Source organism: Bacillus sp. JK62, from assembly GCF_053663455.1.
In genome coordinates, this window is sequence record NZ_JBSJQA010000001.1 from 304,692 (window position 1) to 320,787 (window position 16,096).

Annotated in this window: 18 protein-coding genes; 17 read left to right on the forward strand and 1 reads right to left on the reverse strand. The window is 49.6% G+C overall.

Annotation, left to right across the window (positions count from 1 at the left end; genetic code table 11):
• Positions 1–2: 2 nt before the first annotated feature.
• From ACWJJ4_RS01555 to ACWJJ4_RS01580, 6 genes are all read left to right on the forward strand, one after another.
• Complete coding sequence (locus ACWJJ4_RS01555; RefSeq protein WP_094247402.1) at positions 3–530, forward strand: hypothetical protein; 528 nt, start codon at positions 3–5, stop codon at positions 528–530.
• An 84-nt stretch (positions 531–614) separates the two neighbouring features.
• Positions 615–1,421, forward strand: a complete 807-nt coding sequence (locus ACWJJ4_RS01560) for a glycosyltransferase family 2 protein (RefSeq protein WP_173612935.1) — start codon at positions 615–617, stop codon at positions 1,419–1,421.
• 14 nt (positions 1,422–1,435) lie between these two features.
• A complete protein-coding gene (locus ACWJJ4_RS01565; protein WP_012118732.1) occupies positions 1,436–2,119 on the forward strand; it encodes a uracil-DNA glycosylase in 684 nt (227 codons plus the stop codon).
• A gap of 58 nt (positions 2,120–2,177) precedes the next feature.
• A complete protein-coding gene (locus ACWJJ4_RS01570) occupies positions 2,178–2,600 on the forward strand; it encodes a YwdI family protein (RefSeq protein WP_015387535.1) in 423 nt (140 codons plus the stop codon).
• Between the two features lie 18 nt (positions 2,601–2,618).
• A complete protein-coding gene (locus tag ACWJJ4_RS01575; RefSeq protein WP_003150968.1) occupies positions 2,619–3,938 on the forward strand; it encodes a purine/pyrimidine permease in 1,320 nt (439 codons plus the stop codon).
• A 63-nt stretch (positions 3,939–4,001) separates the two neighbouring features.
• The gene (locus ACWJJ4_RS01580) at positions 4,002–4,373 is read left to right on the forward strand and encodes a DUF423 domain-containing protein (RefSeq protein WP_003150969.1); all 372 of its coding nucleotides are present in this window, start codon (positions 4,002–4,004) and stop codon (positions 4,371–4,373) included.
• Positions 4,374–4,419: 46 nt separating this feature from the next.
• Here the strand turns inward: ACWJJ4_RS01580 and gerQ are convergent, their stop codons facing one another.
• On the reverse strand, positions 4,420–4,965 hold the full coding sequence (gerQ, locus tag ACWJJ4_RS01585) for a spore coat protein GerQ (RefSeq protein ID WP_003150971.1): 546 nt from the start codon (positions 4,963–4,965) through the stop codon (positions 4,420–4,422).
• Between the two features lie 280 nt (positions 4,966–5,245).
• On the opposite strand from gerQ, the gene ACWJJ4_RS01590 reads away from it, so the two are divergent.
• The 11 genes from ACWJJ4_RS01590 to ACWJJ4_RS01640 are packed head-to-tail and all read left to right on the forward strand — an operon-like array spanning position 5,246 to position 15,397.
• The gene (locus ACWJJ4_RS01590) at positions 5,246–6,016 is read left to right on the forward strand and encodes a glycosyltransferase family 2 protein (RefSeq protein ID WP_024085938.1); all 771 of its coding nucleotides are present in this window, start codon (positions 5,246–5,248) and stop codon (positions 6,014–6,016) included.
• A gap of 4 nt (positions 6,017–6,020) precedes the next feature.
• Positions 6,021–7,445, forward strand: a complete 1,425-nt coding sequence (locus tag ACWJJ4_RS01595; protein ID WP_326355049.1) for a capsular polysaccharide export protein, LipB/KpsS family — start codon at positions 6,021–6,023, stop codon at positions 7,443–7,445.
• A gap of 22 nt (positions 7,446–7,467) precedes the next feature.
• Positions 7,468–8,637, forward strand: coding sequence for a DegT/DnrJ/EryC1/StrS family aminotransferase (locus ACWJJ4_RS01600; RefSeq protein WP_166705909.1), 1,170 nt, complete (start codon positions 7,468–7,470; stop codon positions 8,635–8,637).
• Complete coding sequence (locus ACWJJ4_RS01605; protein ID WP_454021377.1) at positions 8,638–9,501, forward strand: GNAT family N-acetyltransferase; 864 nt, start codon at positions 8,638–8,640, stop codon at positions 9,499–9,501.
• Entirely contained in the window at positions 9,501–10,622 is a 1,122-nt protein-coding gene (locus tag ACWJJ4_RS01610) for an N-acetylneuraminate synthase family protein (protein ID WP_102422053.1), read from the forward strand. Before ACWJJ4_RS01605 ends, ACWJJ4_RS01610 begins: the two co-directional genes overlap by 1 nt.
• Positions 10,615–11,355: a cytidylyltransferase domain-containing protein gene (locus ACWJJ4_RS01615; RefSeq protein WP_454021378.1), complete on the forward strand. Its 741-nt coding sequence runs from the start codon at positions 10,615–10,617 to the stop codon at positions 11,353–11,355. The genes ACWJJ4_RS01610 and ACWJJ4_RS01615 overlap by 8 nt, the downstream gene beginning before the upstream one ends.
• Position 11,356: 1 nt before the next feature.
• On the forward strand, positions 11,357–12,361 hold the full coding sequence (locus tag ACWJJ4_RS01620; protein WP_454021379.1) for a PseG/SpsG family protein: 1,005 nt from the start codon (positions 11,357–11,359) through the stop codon (positions 12,359–12,361).
• A 27-nt stretch (positions 12,362–12,388) separates the two neighbouring features.
• Positions 12,389–13,126 carry a sugar phosphate nucleotidyltransferase gene (locus ACWJJ4_RS01625; RefSeq protein ID WP_003150981.1) on the forward strand — a complete coding sequence of 246 codons (738 nt, stop codon included), beginning with the start codon at positions 12,389–12,391 and terminating at the stop codon, positions 13,124–13,126.
• 2 nt (positions 13,127–13,128) lie between these two features.
• Positions 13,129–14,076: a dTDP-glucose 4,6-dehydratase gene (gene rfbB / locus ACWJJ4_RS01630; protein ID WP_014306044.1), complete on the forward strand. Its 948-nt coding sequence runs from the start codon at positions 13,129–13,131 to the stop codon at positions 14,074–14,076.
• A 20-nt stretch (positions 14,077–14,096) separates the two neighbouring features.
• Complete coding sequence (rfbD, locus tag ACWJJ4_RS01635; protein WP_024085934.1) at positions 14,097–14,945, forward strand: dTDP-4-dehydrorhamnose reductase; 849 nt, start codon at positions 14,097–14,099, stop codon at positions 14,943–14,945.
• The gene (locus ACWJJ4_RS01640) at positions 14,942–15,397 is read left to right on the forward strand and encodes a dTDP-4-dehydrorhamnose 3,5-epimerase family protein (RefSeq protein ID WP_003150986.1); all 456 of its coding nucleotides are present in this window, start codon (positions 14,942–14,944) and stop codon (positions 15,395–15,397) included. The genes rfbD and ACWJJ4_RS01640 overlap by 4 nt, the downstream gene beginning before the upstream one ends.
• Positions 15,398–16,096 lie beyond the last annotated feature (699 nt).

Sequence of the window (16,096 nt, forward strand, 5' to 3'; positions counted from 1 at the left end):
AAATGAGATTAGGTTCGTGGATGTACGGTGCGTGCGCCCAAATAGCCGTTACCGTATTTACCGTCTGCGGCTTGGTTCTTGCATTGCCCGTTGTGAGTCTTTTTATTATGTTTCTGAATGGGATGCAAGACGCTATTTTTGTTGTTTTCAGTATTTTGCTTCTTCTATTGTTTTATGCGCTGGGATGGATTTGGGCCGTTTCGTTTGCGCGTGAGTGGAAGGTGAAGCTTTTCGAGCTGCAGATCAGCTCGCTCATTCCGCTGGCGGGTATATTATACTTGTACATTGACAGCGGGGTGAGTATACCGGAACTGATTCATGATTGGCATGAGGATGGATGTGCGCTTGTCCCGCCGGCTTTTGTCTGCTTGTGCACATGCTATGCGATGGTGCTGGTGCCTGTTTATCAATCAAAACTTTGGAATGCCATGGAGGCGGGCAGACTTAATGCCAAGGCGGTATGCACTGTTTGGGGAGACCTTCTGATCATTCTGGTTTTGCTGGCGGGGATGACGTGGATTTGTTTCTGAATGGGCCGAAATCAAAAATCCCCCCTGATCTCTCCGCCGCTTTATGTTTTAATAGAACATGAGAAAAAGCAGAAGGAGCGGGTCATGAATATATCAATTGTCATAGTCACGTATAATCGGATTCCGGCTTTGTGTGAACTGCTGGAGTCGATTTCCAGGCAGACCATTAAGCCTTATGAAGTCATCATCGTAAATGATGCCGGGGAATCGGTCGAACAAGCGAAGCAGCTGTACAGCGATCTGCCGATTCAGATTATTGATTTAGAACAGAATGCCGGACATGTGGAAGCGCGGAACGCAGGTGTGAAAAAAGCGTCGGGTGATTATATCATGCTGTGCGATGATGATGATTTCATTACGCCGGGCCATTTGGAAAGAATGGCGGCTGCACTTGCTGATGCGGATTTTGTCCATTCTGACGCGGAAATTGTGTCATTTGAAGAACGGGGCGGCACGAGATACCCGGTGTCACGAAAGCCGTTCGCCTATACGGCGGATTATGCGGATATGCGGGTATTTTCCACGTACGTTCCGTCAGGCAGCATGTACAGACGTTCTCTGCATGACACGTTAGGGTATTTTGATCCGGATGTCCATAATTATTGGGATTGGGACTTTTATTTGCGCGCCGCGAAACAGCACTGTGTGAAGCGTGTTCCTTGCGCGAGCGTCATATATGCGTTTTTTGAGGGAGGCGGCAATCAGTCCGCGGATCTCGGCGGCAAACGGAAGCGGTACTTAGACCGGTTAAGCGAAAAGCACGGGCTTGGGGAGCTCCCGACGAAAAACTTCGCGGTTCTTCTAGAAGAGCCGGACATGAAGAGGCGGGAGGCGCCGACTGACATTGTGTGGGACGGAAAGCCCGTCCATTCAAGACTGCACAGTTCATAAGGGGGACGGACAGTTTGAAACAGCTTTTAAAAGACAGCTGGTGGAATCAGCTGAAAGATGAATTTGACAAACCGTATTATCAAGAGCTGAGAGAGATGCTGAAACAAGAATACAGCAGCCAAACGATTTATCCTGACAGCCATGATATTTTTAACGCCTTGCATTATACGCCCTATGAGGATGTAAAAGCGGTCATTCTCGGACAGGACCCGTATCATGGCCCAGGACAGGCGCACGGGCTTAGTTTTTCCGTTCAGCCCGGGGTCAGACAGCCGCCGTCTTTGAAAAATATTTTCATAGAGCTTCAGGACGATATCGGCTGCTCCGTACCGAACCACGGATCGCTCGTCAGCTGGGCGAAGCAGGGAGTGCTTTTGTTAAACACAGTGCTTACGGTTCGCCGCGGGCAGGCCAATTCCCACAAAGGCAAAGGGTGGGAGCGGCTCACTGACCGCATCATTGATGTGGTGAATGAAAGAGAGAAGCCGATTGTCTTTATCCTGTGGGGGCGTCACGCGCAGATGAAAAAAGAGCGCATTGACACATCGAAACACATTATTATTGAATCGACTCATCCGAGCCCGTTTTCGGCAAGGAACGGTTTTTTCGGGAGCAGACCGTTTTCCCGTACAAACGCCGCCCTTGAAAAAATGGGGGAGCAGCCGATCGATTGGTGCATCCCCGACCTGCCGCAATAAACGGTTTTTTGAGGCGCTTCCGCCCGGCGGAAGCGTCTTTTTTGATGTTCCGGGCGGTATGCCGTCAGAAAAAATAACAAACTCCATTCTGCGATTCGCTCAGAAATTTGATAAAATGCAGGAAGAAGACAAATTACTGCTGGAGGATTTACTCATGAACATACATATCTCTGCTTTAATTCAGAAGATGGAAGAAGAACTGAGGCAGGCGAAAACGGCGACCCGCACCGAGGAGGTCAAAATGCACGCGGCCGCCATCCGCTCTCTGTGTGATGTCGTGCTCGGCACTCAGACGCACACCGCTCCGGCGCCTGTGCAGAATCCGATTCCGAAAGCGGCGCCGAAACCTTCCGCGTCTCCTTCGACAGACCCGCTGCTGCTTGAAAAAATGATGGGCAGCGCCGGGCTGAACCAATATCAGAAAAAAGCGAAAGACGAACGTGAGGAAGACGGAAACGGGGATTCCATTTTCGATTTTTAACAGGAGAGGTTGATTGACTTGAAACTGATACTCGGGGGTTTGCAATGGACGGCATTTATGATTGCGGCTGCGATTGTAGTTCCTGTCGCCATCGCACAATCATTTCACTTGAACCATGCCGATTCTGCCGCATTGATTCAGAGCACATTTTTTGTGCTTGGCGTCGCTGCGGTCATCCAATGTCTCCAGGGACATCGTCTGCCGATTAATGAAAGCCCGGCAGGCTTATGGTGGGGCGTATACACGATTTACGGCGGACTGACGGGCACGGTGTTTGCGACATTCGGCGAGACGCTGCGGGCGCTGCAGGGGGCGCTGTTATTAAGCGCTGTCTTTTTCTTTTTGTTCAGCCTTTTTAAAGTGATTGAACGGCTGGCCGTGCTGTTTACGCCGGTTGTGACCGGTGTGTATCTGCTGCTGTTGGTCATGCAGCTGAGTCAGCCGATTGTGAAAGGCCTTTTGGGCATCGGCTATTTAAAAAACAGCGTCGACGGCCTTGTATTCGGGCTCGCCATGGTTGTGACGGCGGCGATGTTCATCATGTCCCGATCGAATGTTACGTTCTTAAGACAGTATGCGATTCTCCTTTCGCTTGCCGGCGGATGGATCTTATTCGCCGTCTTCGGCGCTGCCAAACCGATTCAGATACCGGATCGCGTGATTCAGCTGCCGGTTCTTTTTCCGTTTGGAAAACCCGTGTTTGACAGCGGCTTGATCATTACGTCACTCTTCATTACCGTGCTTTTGATTGTCAACATGCTCGCGAGCATCCGGGTTGTAGAAGCGGCGGTGAAAAAATTCGGCGGCACCGTTGGGAAACGGCGTGAGCGTCCGGCAGGGTTTGCGGCTTCGATCAGCCACCTTTTGAGCGGGCTGTCAGGGGGCATAGCGCCTGTGCCGATTTCAGGGGCGGCCGGTTTTATTGAGACGACGAAGCTTCCTTCGAAAAAGCCGTTTCTTTTGGGAAGTGTATTTGTCATGATCATCAGTATGATCCCGCTATTTATGAATGCGTTTGCGAGTCTGCCCTCACCGGTCGGCTTTGCGGTAAACTTCGTCGTTTTCTCCACGATGGCGGGTCTTGCCTTTACAGAGTTTGACTCTTATGAGAAAGCGGAGCAAAAACGAATCCGCTCCATTATCGGTCTGGCGCTCCTCACGGGGGTCGGCGTAATGTTTGTGCCGGAGAGCGCGTTATCAGGGATGCATCCGATCCTGATTTCGCTCTTAAGCAACGGCCTTGTGCTCGGGACGCTGCTGGCGATAGCGATTGACCGAATCCAGCTTATCAAAAAGAAAAAATCCGACAATCTCGTGTCATCGGATGACGGACGTTGAATTTTGCCGATGTTGGGTTATGATTGAATTGGAAACTTTAACGAAAAGGCGGGAGAAAAATAGATGAAAGTGTTTATTATTCTTGGTGCGATTAACGCTTTATTGGCCGTGGCGCTGGGCGCTTTCGGCGCGCATGGGCTTGAAGGGAAAATCCCCGATAAATATTTGCAGGTGTGGCACACAGGCGTGCAATATCATATGTATCACGCGCTCGGTCTTCTGGCTGTCGCGTTTTTGGCCGAAAAGCTTTCTGGCGCAGGCAGTGTTTCTGTCGCGGGCTGGCTGATGTTTGCGGGCATCGTTCTGTTTTCAGGAAGCCTGTACGTATTGAGCGTGACGCAGATTTCCATTCTCGGCGCGATTACACCGCTCGGCGGCGTGGCGTTTATCATCTCTTGGATTATGATTATCGTCGCGGCCGTCAAATATTTATAAAGAAAAAAAGCCAATCCTCTGTCAAGTGAGCGATTGGCTTTTTGATTTATCTCGGAGAATAAGAAGACATGGAGTACGGATAAGTATAAGCGATTTCCTCATCAAACGTGATGTAATCAAGGTAAATGGTCAGAAGCAGATAGCGGGTGCCCGTTTTCGGATCGCTGATGATGATATGGTCACGTCCCGCCGCCTCAATCACACCGCGGAAAATCTTTGAATTCCATTCTTTGCTGTTTTCAAATGTCATATAAATCGTCGCCGTTTTGCCCCGGTTCAACCGCAGAATATTTTCAATGTATGACTCTTCAATCGGCAGCATGCCGGGAACGTTTTGTGACGATGATGGACCTGACGGGATTTGAAAGCTGCCGCCGCCCTGCTGCTGCGGCTGGCCGGGGAACCCCCCGCCGAAGCCCTGCTGGCCTTGCTGCATCGGCATTGTCATTTGCTGCTGCATCGGCATCATTTGTGATCCTTGGCCCTGAGGCTGCGGATAAGGATTAGGCCCGAGCTGCGGCTGGAATCCTTGCATATCCATTCCCATCCCCATCCCCTGCATTTGCTGATATTGATTCTTTTTCGGTTTCATATTGTTCCTCCTTTGATGAAAACCTCTTGATGCTGAAACCTCCTGACAAGTATCAGACAGCCGACAGAGCGGCTGCTGTTTTTATCTATTCCACCATATGAGCCCAAAGAAAGATTTATGCGAAAAAAGAAAATACGATCCAATGTTTCCGGACATCAGAGCCGGCTTTTTTTGTGTGCGCAATGCTGACTTTTCACATAATAGTCTGTATTCCTAGCGCATCTTCCGCATAAGGAACATATGATAGCGGTAGTTTCAGGTGCGAAAAGGGGGTGACGAGTTGCCTAAAGTGTCAGTGATCATGACGAGCTATAACAAAAGTGACTATGTGGCCCGCTCTATTAAAAGTATTCTGTCTCAGACGTTTACAGACTTTGAACTGTTCATTATGGATGACAACTCAAATGAAGAGACATTGGCGGAAATACGTCCTTTTCTCACGGATGACCGCGTCCGGTTTTATCAAAGCGATGTATCGGGCGTCAAAGAAAGAACGGAAAAAACACGCTACGCCGCTTTGATTAATCAGGCAATAGAAATGGCGGAGGGCGAGTACGTGACGTATGCGACCGACGACAACACGTATGTGCCGGAACGGCTTGAGAAAATGGTGAAAGAGCTTGATGAAGACCCGGAAAAAGCCGTCGTGTATTCAAGTTCCAAAACCTATCATCTGAATCAGCGGAAAGAGACGGTGAAGGAGACGGCCAGGCCCGCCGAACGGATCGTGTGGAACGCGCCGTGCGCCATTGACCATTGTTCGGTCATGCACCGGTTTTCCGTGCTGGAACAGGTCAAATCGGCATTCGGTTCCTATTGGGATGAAAGCCCCGCGTTTTACCGTATCGGTGACGCCCGTTTCTTTTGGAGAGTGAATCATTTTTATCCGTTTTACCCGATTTCTGAGGAGCTTGATATCAATTATATTACCGATCAATCCATCCATTATCAGCTTTTCGCGGCGGAGAAAAACGAGTTTGTGAACAGCCTTCCGCAGCAGACCACGTGCCGGGAGCTGAGGGAATCATTAAAAAAGCTTGGAAAGGGGTGAGGGCTTGTCGGCATACTTAGCGAACTATTGGGTGCTGTACCGGCAGTATATTGACCTTTTTCAGTCACTTCGCTACAAAGACATCCCGCTCGCATTGATCAGTAATTTTTATCAATATATCAGTCCGGCGCTTCGGGAGAGCATGGAGCAGAACCCAGAGCTTTTCGGTCCGGCGGATCAGCATATTCCTGAAGCCGGTATTCAGCCTTATTATGATCAAAAAAGGCAAAACATTAAGAAAACAGATGAGAAACCGGTAAACGGAAAAGTCATTCTGCATTTCGATCATCTTCGGTTCACCGAGGGAAATTACCGGCAGTTTGATCCGGCAAAAACAGCGGTACTGGCCAGGTGGAGTCTGCCTGACCATCATGGGCTGCCCGTTATCTGCAAATTGGAGCTGACGGAAATGGGACAAAAAGGGAATCCCGTCCCTTATATTGAAAAAGCCCATTCCATTTTGAAAGAGCTTCACAGCCATCCCGCTTTCGGAAACAGAGAATTTCAGGAACGTTTGTATAAAGACATCCCGTTATTTATTGAAGCGATTGACGCCGTTGATATTTTGTTTACGGCCGAGAAGATTTCCGCCGTTGTAGTCGGCACGACGGAGGATATTTACAGCCGTGTGCTGGCGCTGATGTCCGCGAAAAAAAACGCCGTCAGCATCTGTCTGCAGCACGGAGCGCTCATGGGAGATGAAGCGTTTCTGCCCGTATTTACGGACTATCAGGCCGTATTCGGGGCTTATGAAGCGGAGTGGTATAAAGCAAAAGGCTGCAGGGAGGAACAAATCATCATCACGGGGCATCCCCGTTTCGACGAGATTTTCTCAAGAGAGCCGATAGATCGGGACACGTTTTACCGCAAACTTTCTTTTCTCCCGTCACAGCGGACGGTGCTGATCGCCACGCAGCCGTTTTCTGATGAATTTTATACGGGAGTGCTTGAAGAGCTTGCCGGCCAAAAGAACATGCAGCTCATTATTAAACCTCATCCGTGGGAAATCGGCAAAAACAAGCTGGATGCTTACAATCAGGTGCTGCGGAAATATAAAGCAGGCAAAATCATCAAAAAAGAGATGGAGCTGTATGATATTCTCCCGTATGTTGACGCTGCGGTGACACAGACATCAACGGTCGGTCTTGAAGCGATGCTGTTTCAAAAGCCCGTGCTGATCGGAAAATCAGCGGGAACCCGCCGATACCCTTATTATCATTCACTTGGAGAATTTGTCTTTGAGGACCCGCAGGCACTCGCTCAGGAATTAATCCGGATATGCGAAAGCCCCGCAGCATATCAAAAAGCGGAACAGGCGCGCCGTGCTTTTGTCGCCGCGAACTACCCGGTTCAGGATTCGCTTGCCGCTTTATGTCAAGTGCTTCAGGAAAAAACCGGAGTCAGCTTCAGACGGGTTGACCCTTCATAAAAAAGATAGGAGCGCAAAAAAAATGGTGCAAAAAAGATCAGCTTTTCTTCCCTATTCATTGCCCATGATCGGGAAGGACGAAATTCAGGAGGTTATTGATACGCTTGAATCGGGCTGGCTTTCAAAGGGACCGAAAGTAGAGGCGTTTGAAAAAGCCTTTGCCGCCTGGACGGGGGCAAAGCACGCGATCGCGCTGAACTCATGTACCGCCGCTTTGTTTTTGGCCCTGAAAGCGAAAGGGATCGGTCCCGGTGACGAGGTCATCACGTCTGCCGTGACGTTCAGTTCAACAGCCAATACAATCGTGCACACAGGCGCCGTTCCGGTGTTTGTTGACATCGATCCGCTTACGCTGAATGCAGACCCTGAAAAAATTGAGGCGGCCGTCACCCCGCGGACAAAAGCGATTGTACCCGTTCATTTCGCCGGCCAGTCGTGTGATATGGATCAGATTCTGGCCATTGCCGAAAAGCATCAGTTATTTGTCTTAGAGGATGCCGCACATGCCGTGTATACCACTTATAAACAGAAAATGATCGGATCAATCGGTGATGCGACGGCATTCAGCTTCTACGCGACAAAAAACCTGGCAACCGGTGAAGGCGGCATGCTGACGACGGACGATGACGGGCTTGCCGATCAGATCAGGGTGCTCAGCCTTCACGGCATGAGCAAAGGCGCGTGGAACCGCTATTCTTCAAACGGAAGCTGGTACTACGAGGTCGAAACGCCCGGCTATAAAATGAATATGTTTGATCTTCAGGCAGCGCTTGGGCTTCATCAGCTGAAACGGATTGACAGCATGCAGCAAAGAAGGGCTGACATTGCAAGCCGCTACCAGGACGCTTTCAGAGACATGAAAGGGCTGACCGTCCCGTATGTCAGTGATGACGGGCGGCATGCATGGCATCTGTATGTTCTTCAAATAGAGGAGCAGGAGGCCGGGATCAGCCGGAACGATCTGATTTCCGCTTTGAAAGACCAATATAATATCGGCACAAGTGTGCATTTTATTCCGGTTCCGTTCCATCCGTATTATCAAAAAACGTACGGATATAAGGAAACTGATTTTCCGGCCGCGGCCGCGTATTATCACCGCACCGTATCACTCCCTCTTTATCCGTCAATGACAGATGATGACGTTGAATACGTCATTGCAGCCGTTACGGATATCGTCAAAGGGGCTGATTAGGTGTACAGACTGAGGGAAAATCTTGCGCAGGACATGATTCATGCCTTCCTGCATCAGAAGGGCATTCATCCGGAAGCCTATGAATCGTCGCTCTGTTTATTGGAAGAAAACAGCCTTCAAGGCGTGATTTTATATGAAAACTCTTCGTGGGAAAGTCAATTGTTCCGAAAAAATATCATCAATGTGAAGCTTGCAGCCGCAAACAGCACCGGACAGCTCAAAAGGCTGTTTCAGGAATTTTACGCGGCAAGGCGGGCGGACGGCACTGATTTTATATTTATTAAAATACCGGCTGAAGATATCGGCGCGATGCAGGTCGTGCAGCAGCTTCCGAACGCTTATTTTGTAGGGAGTCTTCTCAAGCTCGTCAGTCCGGTGCGTGTATATAACAGCACGCCGCCGTTTGAGATTACAGAAGCCGGACCCGGCGACACGGAAGCGATCAGCCGGCTGGCCCGCGACGCCTTTACAAAAAGCAGGTATTATCAAGACCCCCATCTCAGCTATGAAAGTGCAAACCGCCTGTTTGAAGAGTGGGCGCGGAATAACGCGGAAGGAAGAGCTTCGTTACAATTCCTCACCAAATATAAGGGAGAGACCGCGGGCTTTGTTCAGGGGCTGTCTAAAGGCGATGAATTCGTCCTTGATCTGATGGCGGTAAAGCCGGGCTTTGAAGGAAAAGGAGCGGGATACCATTTAGCGGCGCACGTGATTGAACAATCATTGCGTTTTCAGCATAAGACTGTATCAGCGGGAACGCAGCTCCACAATGTAAGAGCCGTCCGCCTGTATGAAAGAATGGGATTTAAAGCGGATGCGTCCTATTACTACTATCATGTGTGGCCCGGGAAGGAGGCGGACTGATGGCATCATGCAAAATCGGAACGAAGTCAATCGGCGAAGGTTCGCCCGTATTCATCATCGCCGAAGCCGGAATTAATCATGACGGAAAACTGAGCCAGGCGTTTGAATTGATAGATGCGGCCAGTGAGGCCGGCGCGGACGCGGTCAAGTTCCAAATGTTTCAGGCTGACAAAATGTATCAGAAAGACCCCGGCTTATACAAAACAGCTGCGGGAAAAAACGTCTCTATTTTTTCTTTGGTGCAATCAATGGAAATGCCCGCTGAGTGGATCGAACCGCTGCTTGAATATTGTAAGAAAAAAGGCGTGCTGTTTTTAAGCACGGTATGTGACGAAGGCTCTGCCGACTTACTGTATGCGACTTCCCCTTCAGCTTTTAAAATCGCCTCCTACGAGCTGAACCATCTGCCGTTATTGAAATATGTCGCGGGGCTGAAGACCCCGATTATCTTCTCCACCGCGGGCGCTGATATTTCAGATATTCAGGAGGCTTATCAAACCATTACCGGCGAGGGGAACAAAGAAATTGCGATCATGCATTGTGTGGCGAAATATCCCGCACCGCCTGAATACAGCAATCTGAGCGTCATTCCCATGCTTGCCGCCGCATTCCCGGATGCAGTGATCGGTTTCTCCGATCACAGCGCCCATCCGTATGATGTGCCGTGCGCGGCTGTCAGGCTCGGAGCGAAACTGATTGAAAAGCATTTTACGATCGATAAAAACCTGCCCGGTGCTGATCACTCCTTCGCCCTCAATCCGGATGAATTAAAAGAAATGGTTGCGGCGATCCGCTCAGTTGAAGCGGAGCTGCGGCAGGGGCATCACGCTCCGGTGCCGGAAGTGCTGTCGGGAAGTTCCCATAAAACGACGACACCGATTGAAGGGGATATCAGAAGGTTCGCTTACAGAGGCATTTTTTCAACAGCGCCGATTCAAAAAGGCGAATGTTTTACGGCGGAAAACCTTGCCGTCCTTCGTCCCGGCCAAAAACCGCAGGGGCTTCACCCGAGATATTTTGAGCTTTTAACTGACGGCGTGCGTGCGGTCAGGGATATCCCCGCCGACACGGGCATCACTTGGGATGACCTTTTGACGAAAGGCAGCCCATATGATGACTGACATTTTGTTTATCATTCAGGCGCGGATGGGAAGCGGGCGTCTTCCCGGCAAAGTGCTGAAACCGATCGGCGGGTATACGATCCTCGATATGATTGTCAAAAGGGTTCGTCAAAGTGCGTTTTACGATCAATCACGGGATAATCTGATCGTCGCCGCGTCTGACAGCAAGACCGACGACATTCTGTCTGCGCACTGCCTCAGCAACCGTTACCGTGTGCACCGCGGCAGCGAACAGCGTGTGCTTGACCGGTTTGCACAAGTCATCGAACAAGTAAAACCGGACATCGCAGTCAGGCTGACGGGGGATAACCCGTTTGTCGACCCTTCGCTGCTTGATTTTCTGATTCAATCGCATTTAGATCAGCACGCAGACTACACGTATATCTGCGGTACACCGCTCGGGATCGGCGGCGAGGCGGTGAACTCGCGCCTTTTAACGGAGATCAATGCGGACAAAACGCTGGCGGACAAATATCAGGAGCATGTCACCCTTTTAATAAGAGAATCTCCTGAGAGGTACCGGCTTCTCTTTCCTGAGCCCCCGCAGGAACTCCGGGCTCCTCACTTGCGGATGACCGTCGATACAGAAGAGGACTACAGGCTGGCCCGCGAGCTGTACGTAAAAGCGGGCTCGCGTCCTGATATTCCGGCAAAAGAATTGATCCATCTGCTGAATCGTGATCCGGAGCTCAGGGCTATTAATCAAATGATCCGGCAAAAAGAGGCTGATTAGCATGCGGGTTTTGATTTTCGCGGACGGGGGCCGTGACATCGGCATGGGGCACGTGGTTCGGATGAAGCTGCTTGCCGGTGCCATTAAGAACAACTGCTCAATAACGTTCTATACAAATAAAGAGGCTTCTTCTTATCTGTCATCTGATCAATGGGAAGTGATCATCAAGCCTGACAAGGGACAGAAGGAATTTATTGTCCGGGAAATAAACACGCGGGCTCCCGACCTTCTCATATTCGATCTGCTCGATATGCCGTGTGACTGGCTGGAGGAAATCAAAAAGCATTCATCGGCTCGTATCGTCTTATTTGAAGAAAAGAGGGAACATGTCATTCATTTATGCGATGCCGTTATAAACGGCATTTACGGCGGGCTGAAAAGCCGGACGGTTCAAATGGGCAGCGCCGCGGTATATGAAGGCCCGGATTATATGATTCTTCATCCGGGTTTTGAAAAAGCAAAGCAGCTCTATCAGCTGAGAAAAGAATGCCGGACCATATTGGTCTCTTTAGGAGGAAGTGACCCGAAGAAGCTTGTCTTTAAAGTGATGGAAGCATGCCGCCGCATCCCTGATATTCAGCGGAAACGAGTGATCATCGTCATGGGCGGCGCGGCGCCTCATGCTGATGACGTGCGCGCGCATCTCACACAAATGCCTTATGCCGAGATGGTAAGGCAGACAAATGACATGGCCGCGCTTCTCACGAGGACTGATATGGCCGTCGTGTCCGGCGGGATCACTTTATATGAGACCATTTGTACAGGTGTGCCCTGCATCGTACTTTCTCAAGTGGAGCATCAAACTGAGACGGCTGAAAAATTCGCCGCACGGGGCGCCGCCGTTCATCTCGGCCTGGGAGAACACACCGCGGCGGACGTGCTCGCTCGGCATATGTCTGAGCTGGCCGCTGATTATCCGATGCGGACCGGACTTCATCAAAACGGAAAGCCGCTGGTTGACGGCAGGGGCATCAAACGGGCGGCGGCGATTCTTTATGATTTGTGATAAAACCACACGTAAGGAAGTGTTCATGTGAAAGGTGTTATCTTAGCCGGAGGCACCGGCTCACGCCTTATGCCGCTGACAAAAGCGGTCAATAAGCATTTACTCCCTGTCGGTCCATATCCGATGATTTACTGGTCGATCATGAAGCTGGAAGAAGCGGGGATTACGGATATCTTGCTGATTACACAAAAAGAATATATTCCGCAATTTCATAAACTTCTCGAAACCGGAGAAGAGCTCGGCGTCTCAATCACATATCAGGTTCAGCCAGCCGCATCCGGCATTTCCGACGGTTTATCATACGCAAAGCGGTTTACCGGGCGCGATCCGTTCGTTCTGCTTTTGGGAGATAATATTTTTGAAGATTCATTAAAACCTTATACGGAGCGTTTCGCAAAGCAGGGAAAAGGAGCGAAAGTGCTGCTGAAAGAAGTTGACGATCCGGAGCGCTTCGGCATCGCCGAGATTGATGAGGAAAACAAACGGATCAAGTCGATCATTGAAAAGCCGGAGCAGCCGCCGACCAGACTATGCGTCACGGGGATCTACATGTACGACGCAGAAGTGTTTTCTTATATTGAACAAATTTCTCCTTCAAAACGCGGCGAACTGGAAATTACGGATGTCAATAATTTATACATTGAACACAGTGAGCTGACGTATGATGTGTTAACGGGCTGGTGGGTGGATGCGGGCACGCATGAATCGCTCTATCTCGCCGGAAGCCTGGCGCATCAGGCATTACAGAAAGGACAGGAGCATTAATCATGCCAAAATCATATTTAATTACAGGGGGCGCCGGATTTATCGGCCTTACCTTCACAAAGATGATGCTGAAAGAAACAGATGCGCAGATTACCGTCCTGGATAATCTCACGTATGCAAGCAGGCCGCTTGAAATAGAAGCCTTAAAAAAGAACGGCCGTTTCCGTTTTATCAAAGGTGACATTTCTGAAAAAGAGGACATTGACAAAGTCTTTTCCCAAATGTATGACGCTGTCATTCATTTTGCGGCTGAATCCCATGTGGACAGAAGCATAAATCAGGCAGAGCCGTTCATCACAACAAATGTGATGGGCACATACCGACTGGCGGACGCGGTGTTACAGGGAAAAGCCGGCAGGCTGATTCACATTTCCACAGATGAGGTGTACGGAGATTTGGCGCCGGATGATCCCGCTTTTACAGAGACGACGCCGCTTTCTCCGAACAATCCGTATTCCGCCAGCAAGGCAAGCTCAGACCTGCTTGTCATGTCTTATGTGAAAACCCATAAGCTTCCTGCCATCATTACGAGATGCAGCAACAATTACGGGCCGTACCAGCACCACGAGAAAATGATTCCGACCATTATCAGGCATGCTGTAAACGGCACGCCGGTTCCGCTGTACGGCGACGGGATGCAGATCAGAGACTGGCTGTTTGCCGAAGATCATTGCCGCGCCATTAAGCTCGTGCTGGAAAAAGGAACACTCGGCGAAATTTACAATATCGGCGGAGGAAATGAACGGACGAATAAAGAGCTTGCGTCATTTATCATGAAGGAGCTCGGTGTCGAGGAACGGTTTGCTCATGTCGAAGACAGAAAAGGGCATGACCGCCGTTACGCCATCAATGCTTCAAAGCTGAAAAATGAGCTGGGATGGCGGCAGGACGTCACATTTGAAGAAGGAATGAGAAGAACCATTCGCTGGTATACAGACAGCCAAGACTAATCGGAAAGAAGGGGATCCGATTGACGAAGGTATTAGTAACCGGAGCGGCCGGTCAGCTGGGGCGGGAGTTATGCCGCCAGCTGAAGCGGGAAGGGTATGAAGTGATCGCCTTGACAAAAGCGATGATGAACATATCCGACCAGCGTTCGGTGCGGCACTCGTTCAGCCATTACAAGCCGGATATCGTCGTCAATACGGCGGCATACACCTCCGTTGACAAATGTGAAACGGAGCTCGACAAAGCGTATTTAATAAACGGAATCGGCGCTTATTATGCCGCGCTTGAGGCTGAAAACACCGGCGCGAAATTCATTCACATCAGCACCGATTACGTCTTCAGCGGCAAAGGAACACGGCCATACCAGACCGATGATCCCGCAGATCCGGGCACGATTTACGGAAAAAGCAAAAAACTCGGCGAAGAACTGATCCGGTTAACGGGAAAAAACCACACCATTATCAGAACGTCGTGGGTGTACGGCAGCGGCGGGCACAACTTTGTCAATACGATGCTGAAACTTGCGGATACACATGATCAGGTTCGTGTCGTTAACGATCAAGTCGGCGCACCGACGTACACAAAGGATTTAGCCGAAACGGTGATCGGTCTGTTTGACAGGCCGCCGGGCTTGTACCACGCCGCAAACAGCGGAGTGTGCAGCTGGTATGAATTTGCCAAGGCTATTTTTGAAGAAAGCGGCAGAACCGCCGCCGTGCTGCCCGTCACGACGGAGGAATACGGAAATGAGACGCCGCGCCCCGCTTACTCGGTGTTGAGCCTTGAGTCGATTGAACGGCAGGGGCTCGGCATGAGGCATTGGCGGGAAGCGCTGCAGGATTATTTACAAAGGGAGGGACAGTGCAAGTGATCGAAGGCGTAAAAATTAAAAAGCTGATCAAACACAGCGATGACCGGGGTTTTTTCTCAGAACTCGTCCGTGACGATGAACATCTCTTAGAGCGTTTCGGGCAGGCTTCCTGGTCCAAAAGCTATCCCGGCGTCATTAAAGCGTTTCACTATCATGAGAAACAGGATGACCTGTGGTTTTTCCCGACGGGCCACGCCCAGGTCGTGCTGCATGACCTTCGCGAAGAGTCGGCAACCAAGGGAGAAACGGATGTCTACTACATGGGAGAAGACAATCCGATGCTCCTTCTCATTCCCAAAGGCGTCGCACACGGGTACAGAGTGCTGGGCGAAACCCCGCTGACCATTATTTATTTCACGACAATGTCCTACAATCCGGATCAGCCTGACGAAAAAAGAATCCCGTGGAATGATGACACCATCGGATTTGACTGGCAGACGGCTCACCGGTAGCGCACAAGACGAAGACAGCGGATGTCTTCGTTTTTTGTTTTTAAGTGGATGTGATATCTGGAAAAACTATGGGCTATTTCCAGGAAAAGAGAAACTCCCTTCACGAATGGAACCATTAGACGCCCATTGGAATAATCATTCGTTTCAGGTATAGGTCCTTCGTCTCCATCGATTCGTGGTTAAGCTTATGAATCACATAAAGTGATAGCCGTTATGCTGCTGTGTACTTGAGTCGTTGTACCGTAATAAATCCCTTCATACGGTAACTTTTTAAGGCTAGAATAAATCTGGATATATTTTGCGCTTTAACGTTGGCTGAACGTTTTTAAAAATAACCTGTTATTTCATATTCGCTCAATTTATCTTCGAAAAAATCCCTAATGTGGCGCATTTTTATACTCTCTTACTACCCCTTTGTTTATTTTTTGTCAAAACAGAAGGTAAACCAGTGCAACTATGACCTAATCCTTATTTCAGAAAGTGGAGGGAACATATCCCTGTTTCACTTATTTATCAGAAAATCCAAAATCATATATTCAAATTTAAAGAAGAAATACATCTGAAAAAGATGCTTATTGCATTTGCTCTCTATTTGTTTTTCGAAAAATATGGAATTATATAATATTATATGGTAAAATCGTTACGAATGTTTGCCATATATGGAATTGATTGATATATTTAACGTATCCTTAAAAAGAG

Coding starts and splice junctions, on each gene's coding strand:
- ACWJJ4_RS01555 (WP_094247402.1), top strand. CDS start 3: ATGAGATTAGGTTCGTGGATGTACGGTGCGTGCGCCCAAATAGCCGTT.
- ACWJJ4_RS01560 (WP_173612935.1), top strand. CDS start 615: ATGAATATATCAATTGTCATAGTCACGTATAATCGGATTCCGGCTTTG.
- ACWJJ4_RS01570 (WP_015387535.1), top strand. CDS start 2,178: ATGCCGTCAGAAAAAATAACAAACTCCATTCTGCGATTCGCTCAGAAA.
- ACWJJ4_RS01580 (WP_003150969.1), top strand. CDS start 4,002: ATGAAAGTGTTTATTATTCTTGGTGCGATTAACGCTTTATTGGCCGTG.
- gerQ (WP_003150971.1), bottom strand. CDS start 4,965: ATGAAACCGAAAAAGAATCAATATCAGCAAATGCAGGGGATGGGGATG.
- ACWJJ4_RS01600 (WP_166705909.1), top strand. CDS start 7,468: ATGGTGCAAAAAAGATCAGCTTTTCTTCCCTATTCATTGCCCATGATC.
- ACWJJ4_RS01610 (WP_102422053.1), top strand. CDS start 9,501: ATGGCATCATGCAAAATCGGAACGAAGTCAATCGGCGAAGGTTCGCCC.
- ACWJJ4_RS01615 (WP_454021378.1), top strand. CDS start 10,615: ATGACTGACATTTTGTTTATCATTCAGGCGCGGATGGGAAGCGGGCGT.
- ACWJJ4_RS01620 (WP_454021379.1), top strand. CDS start 11,357: ATGCGGGTTTTGATTTTCGCGGACGGGGGCCGTGACATCGGCATGGGG.
- rfbB (WP_014306044.1), top strand. CDS start 13,129: ATGCCAAAATCATATTTAATTACAGGGGGCGCCGGATTTATCGGCCTT.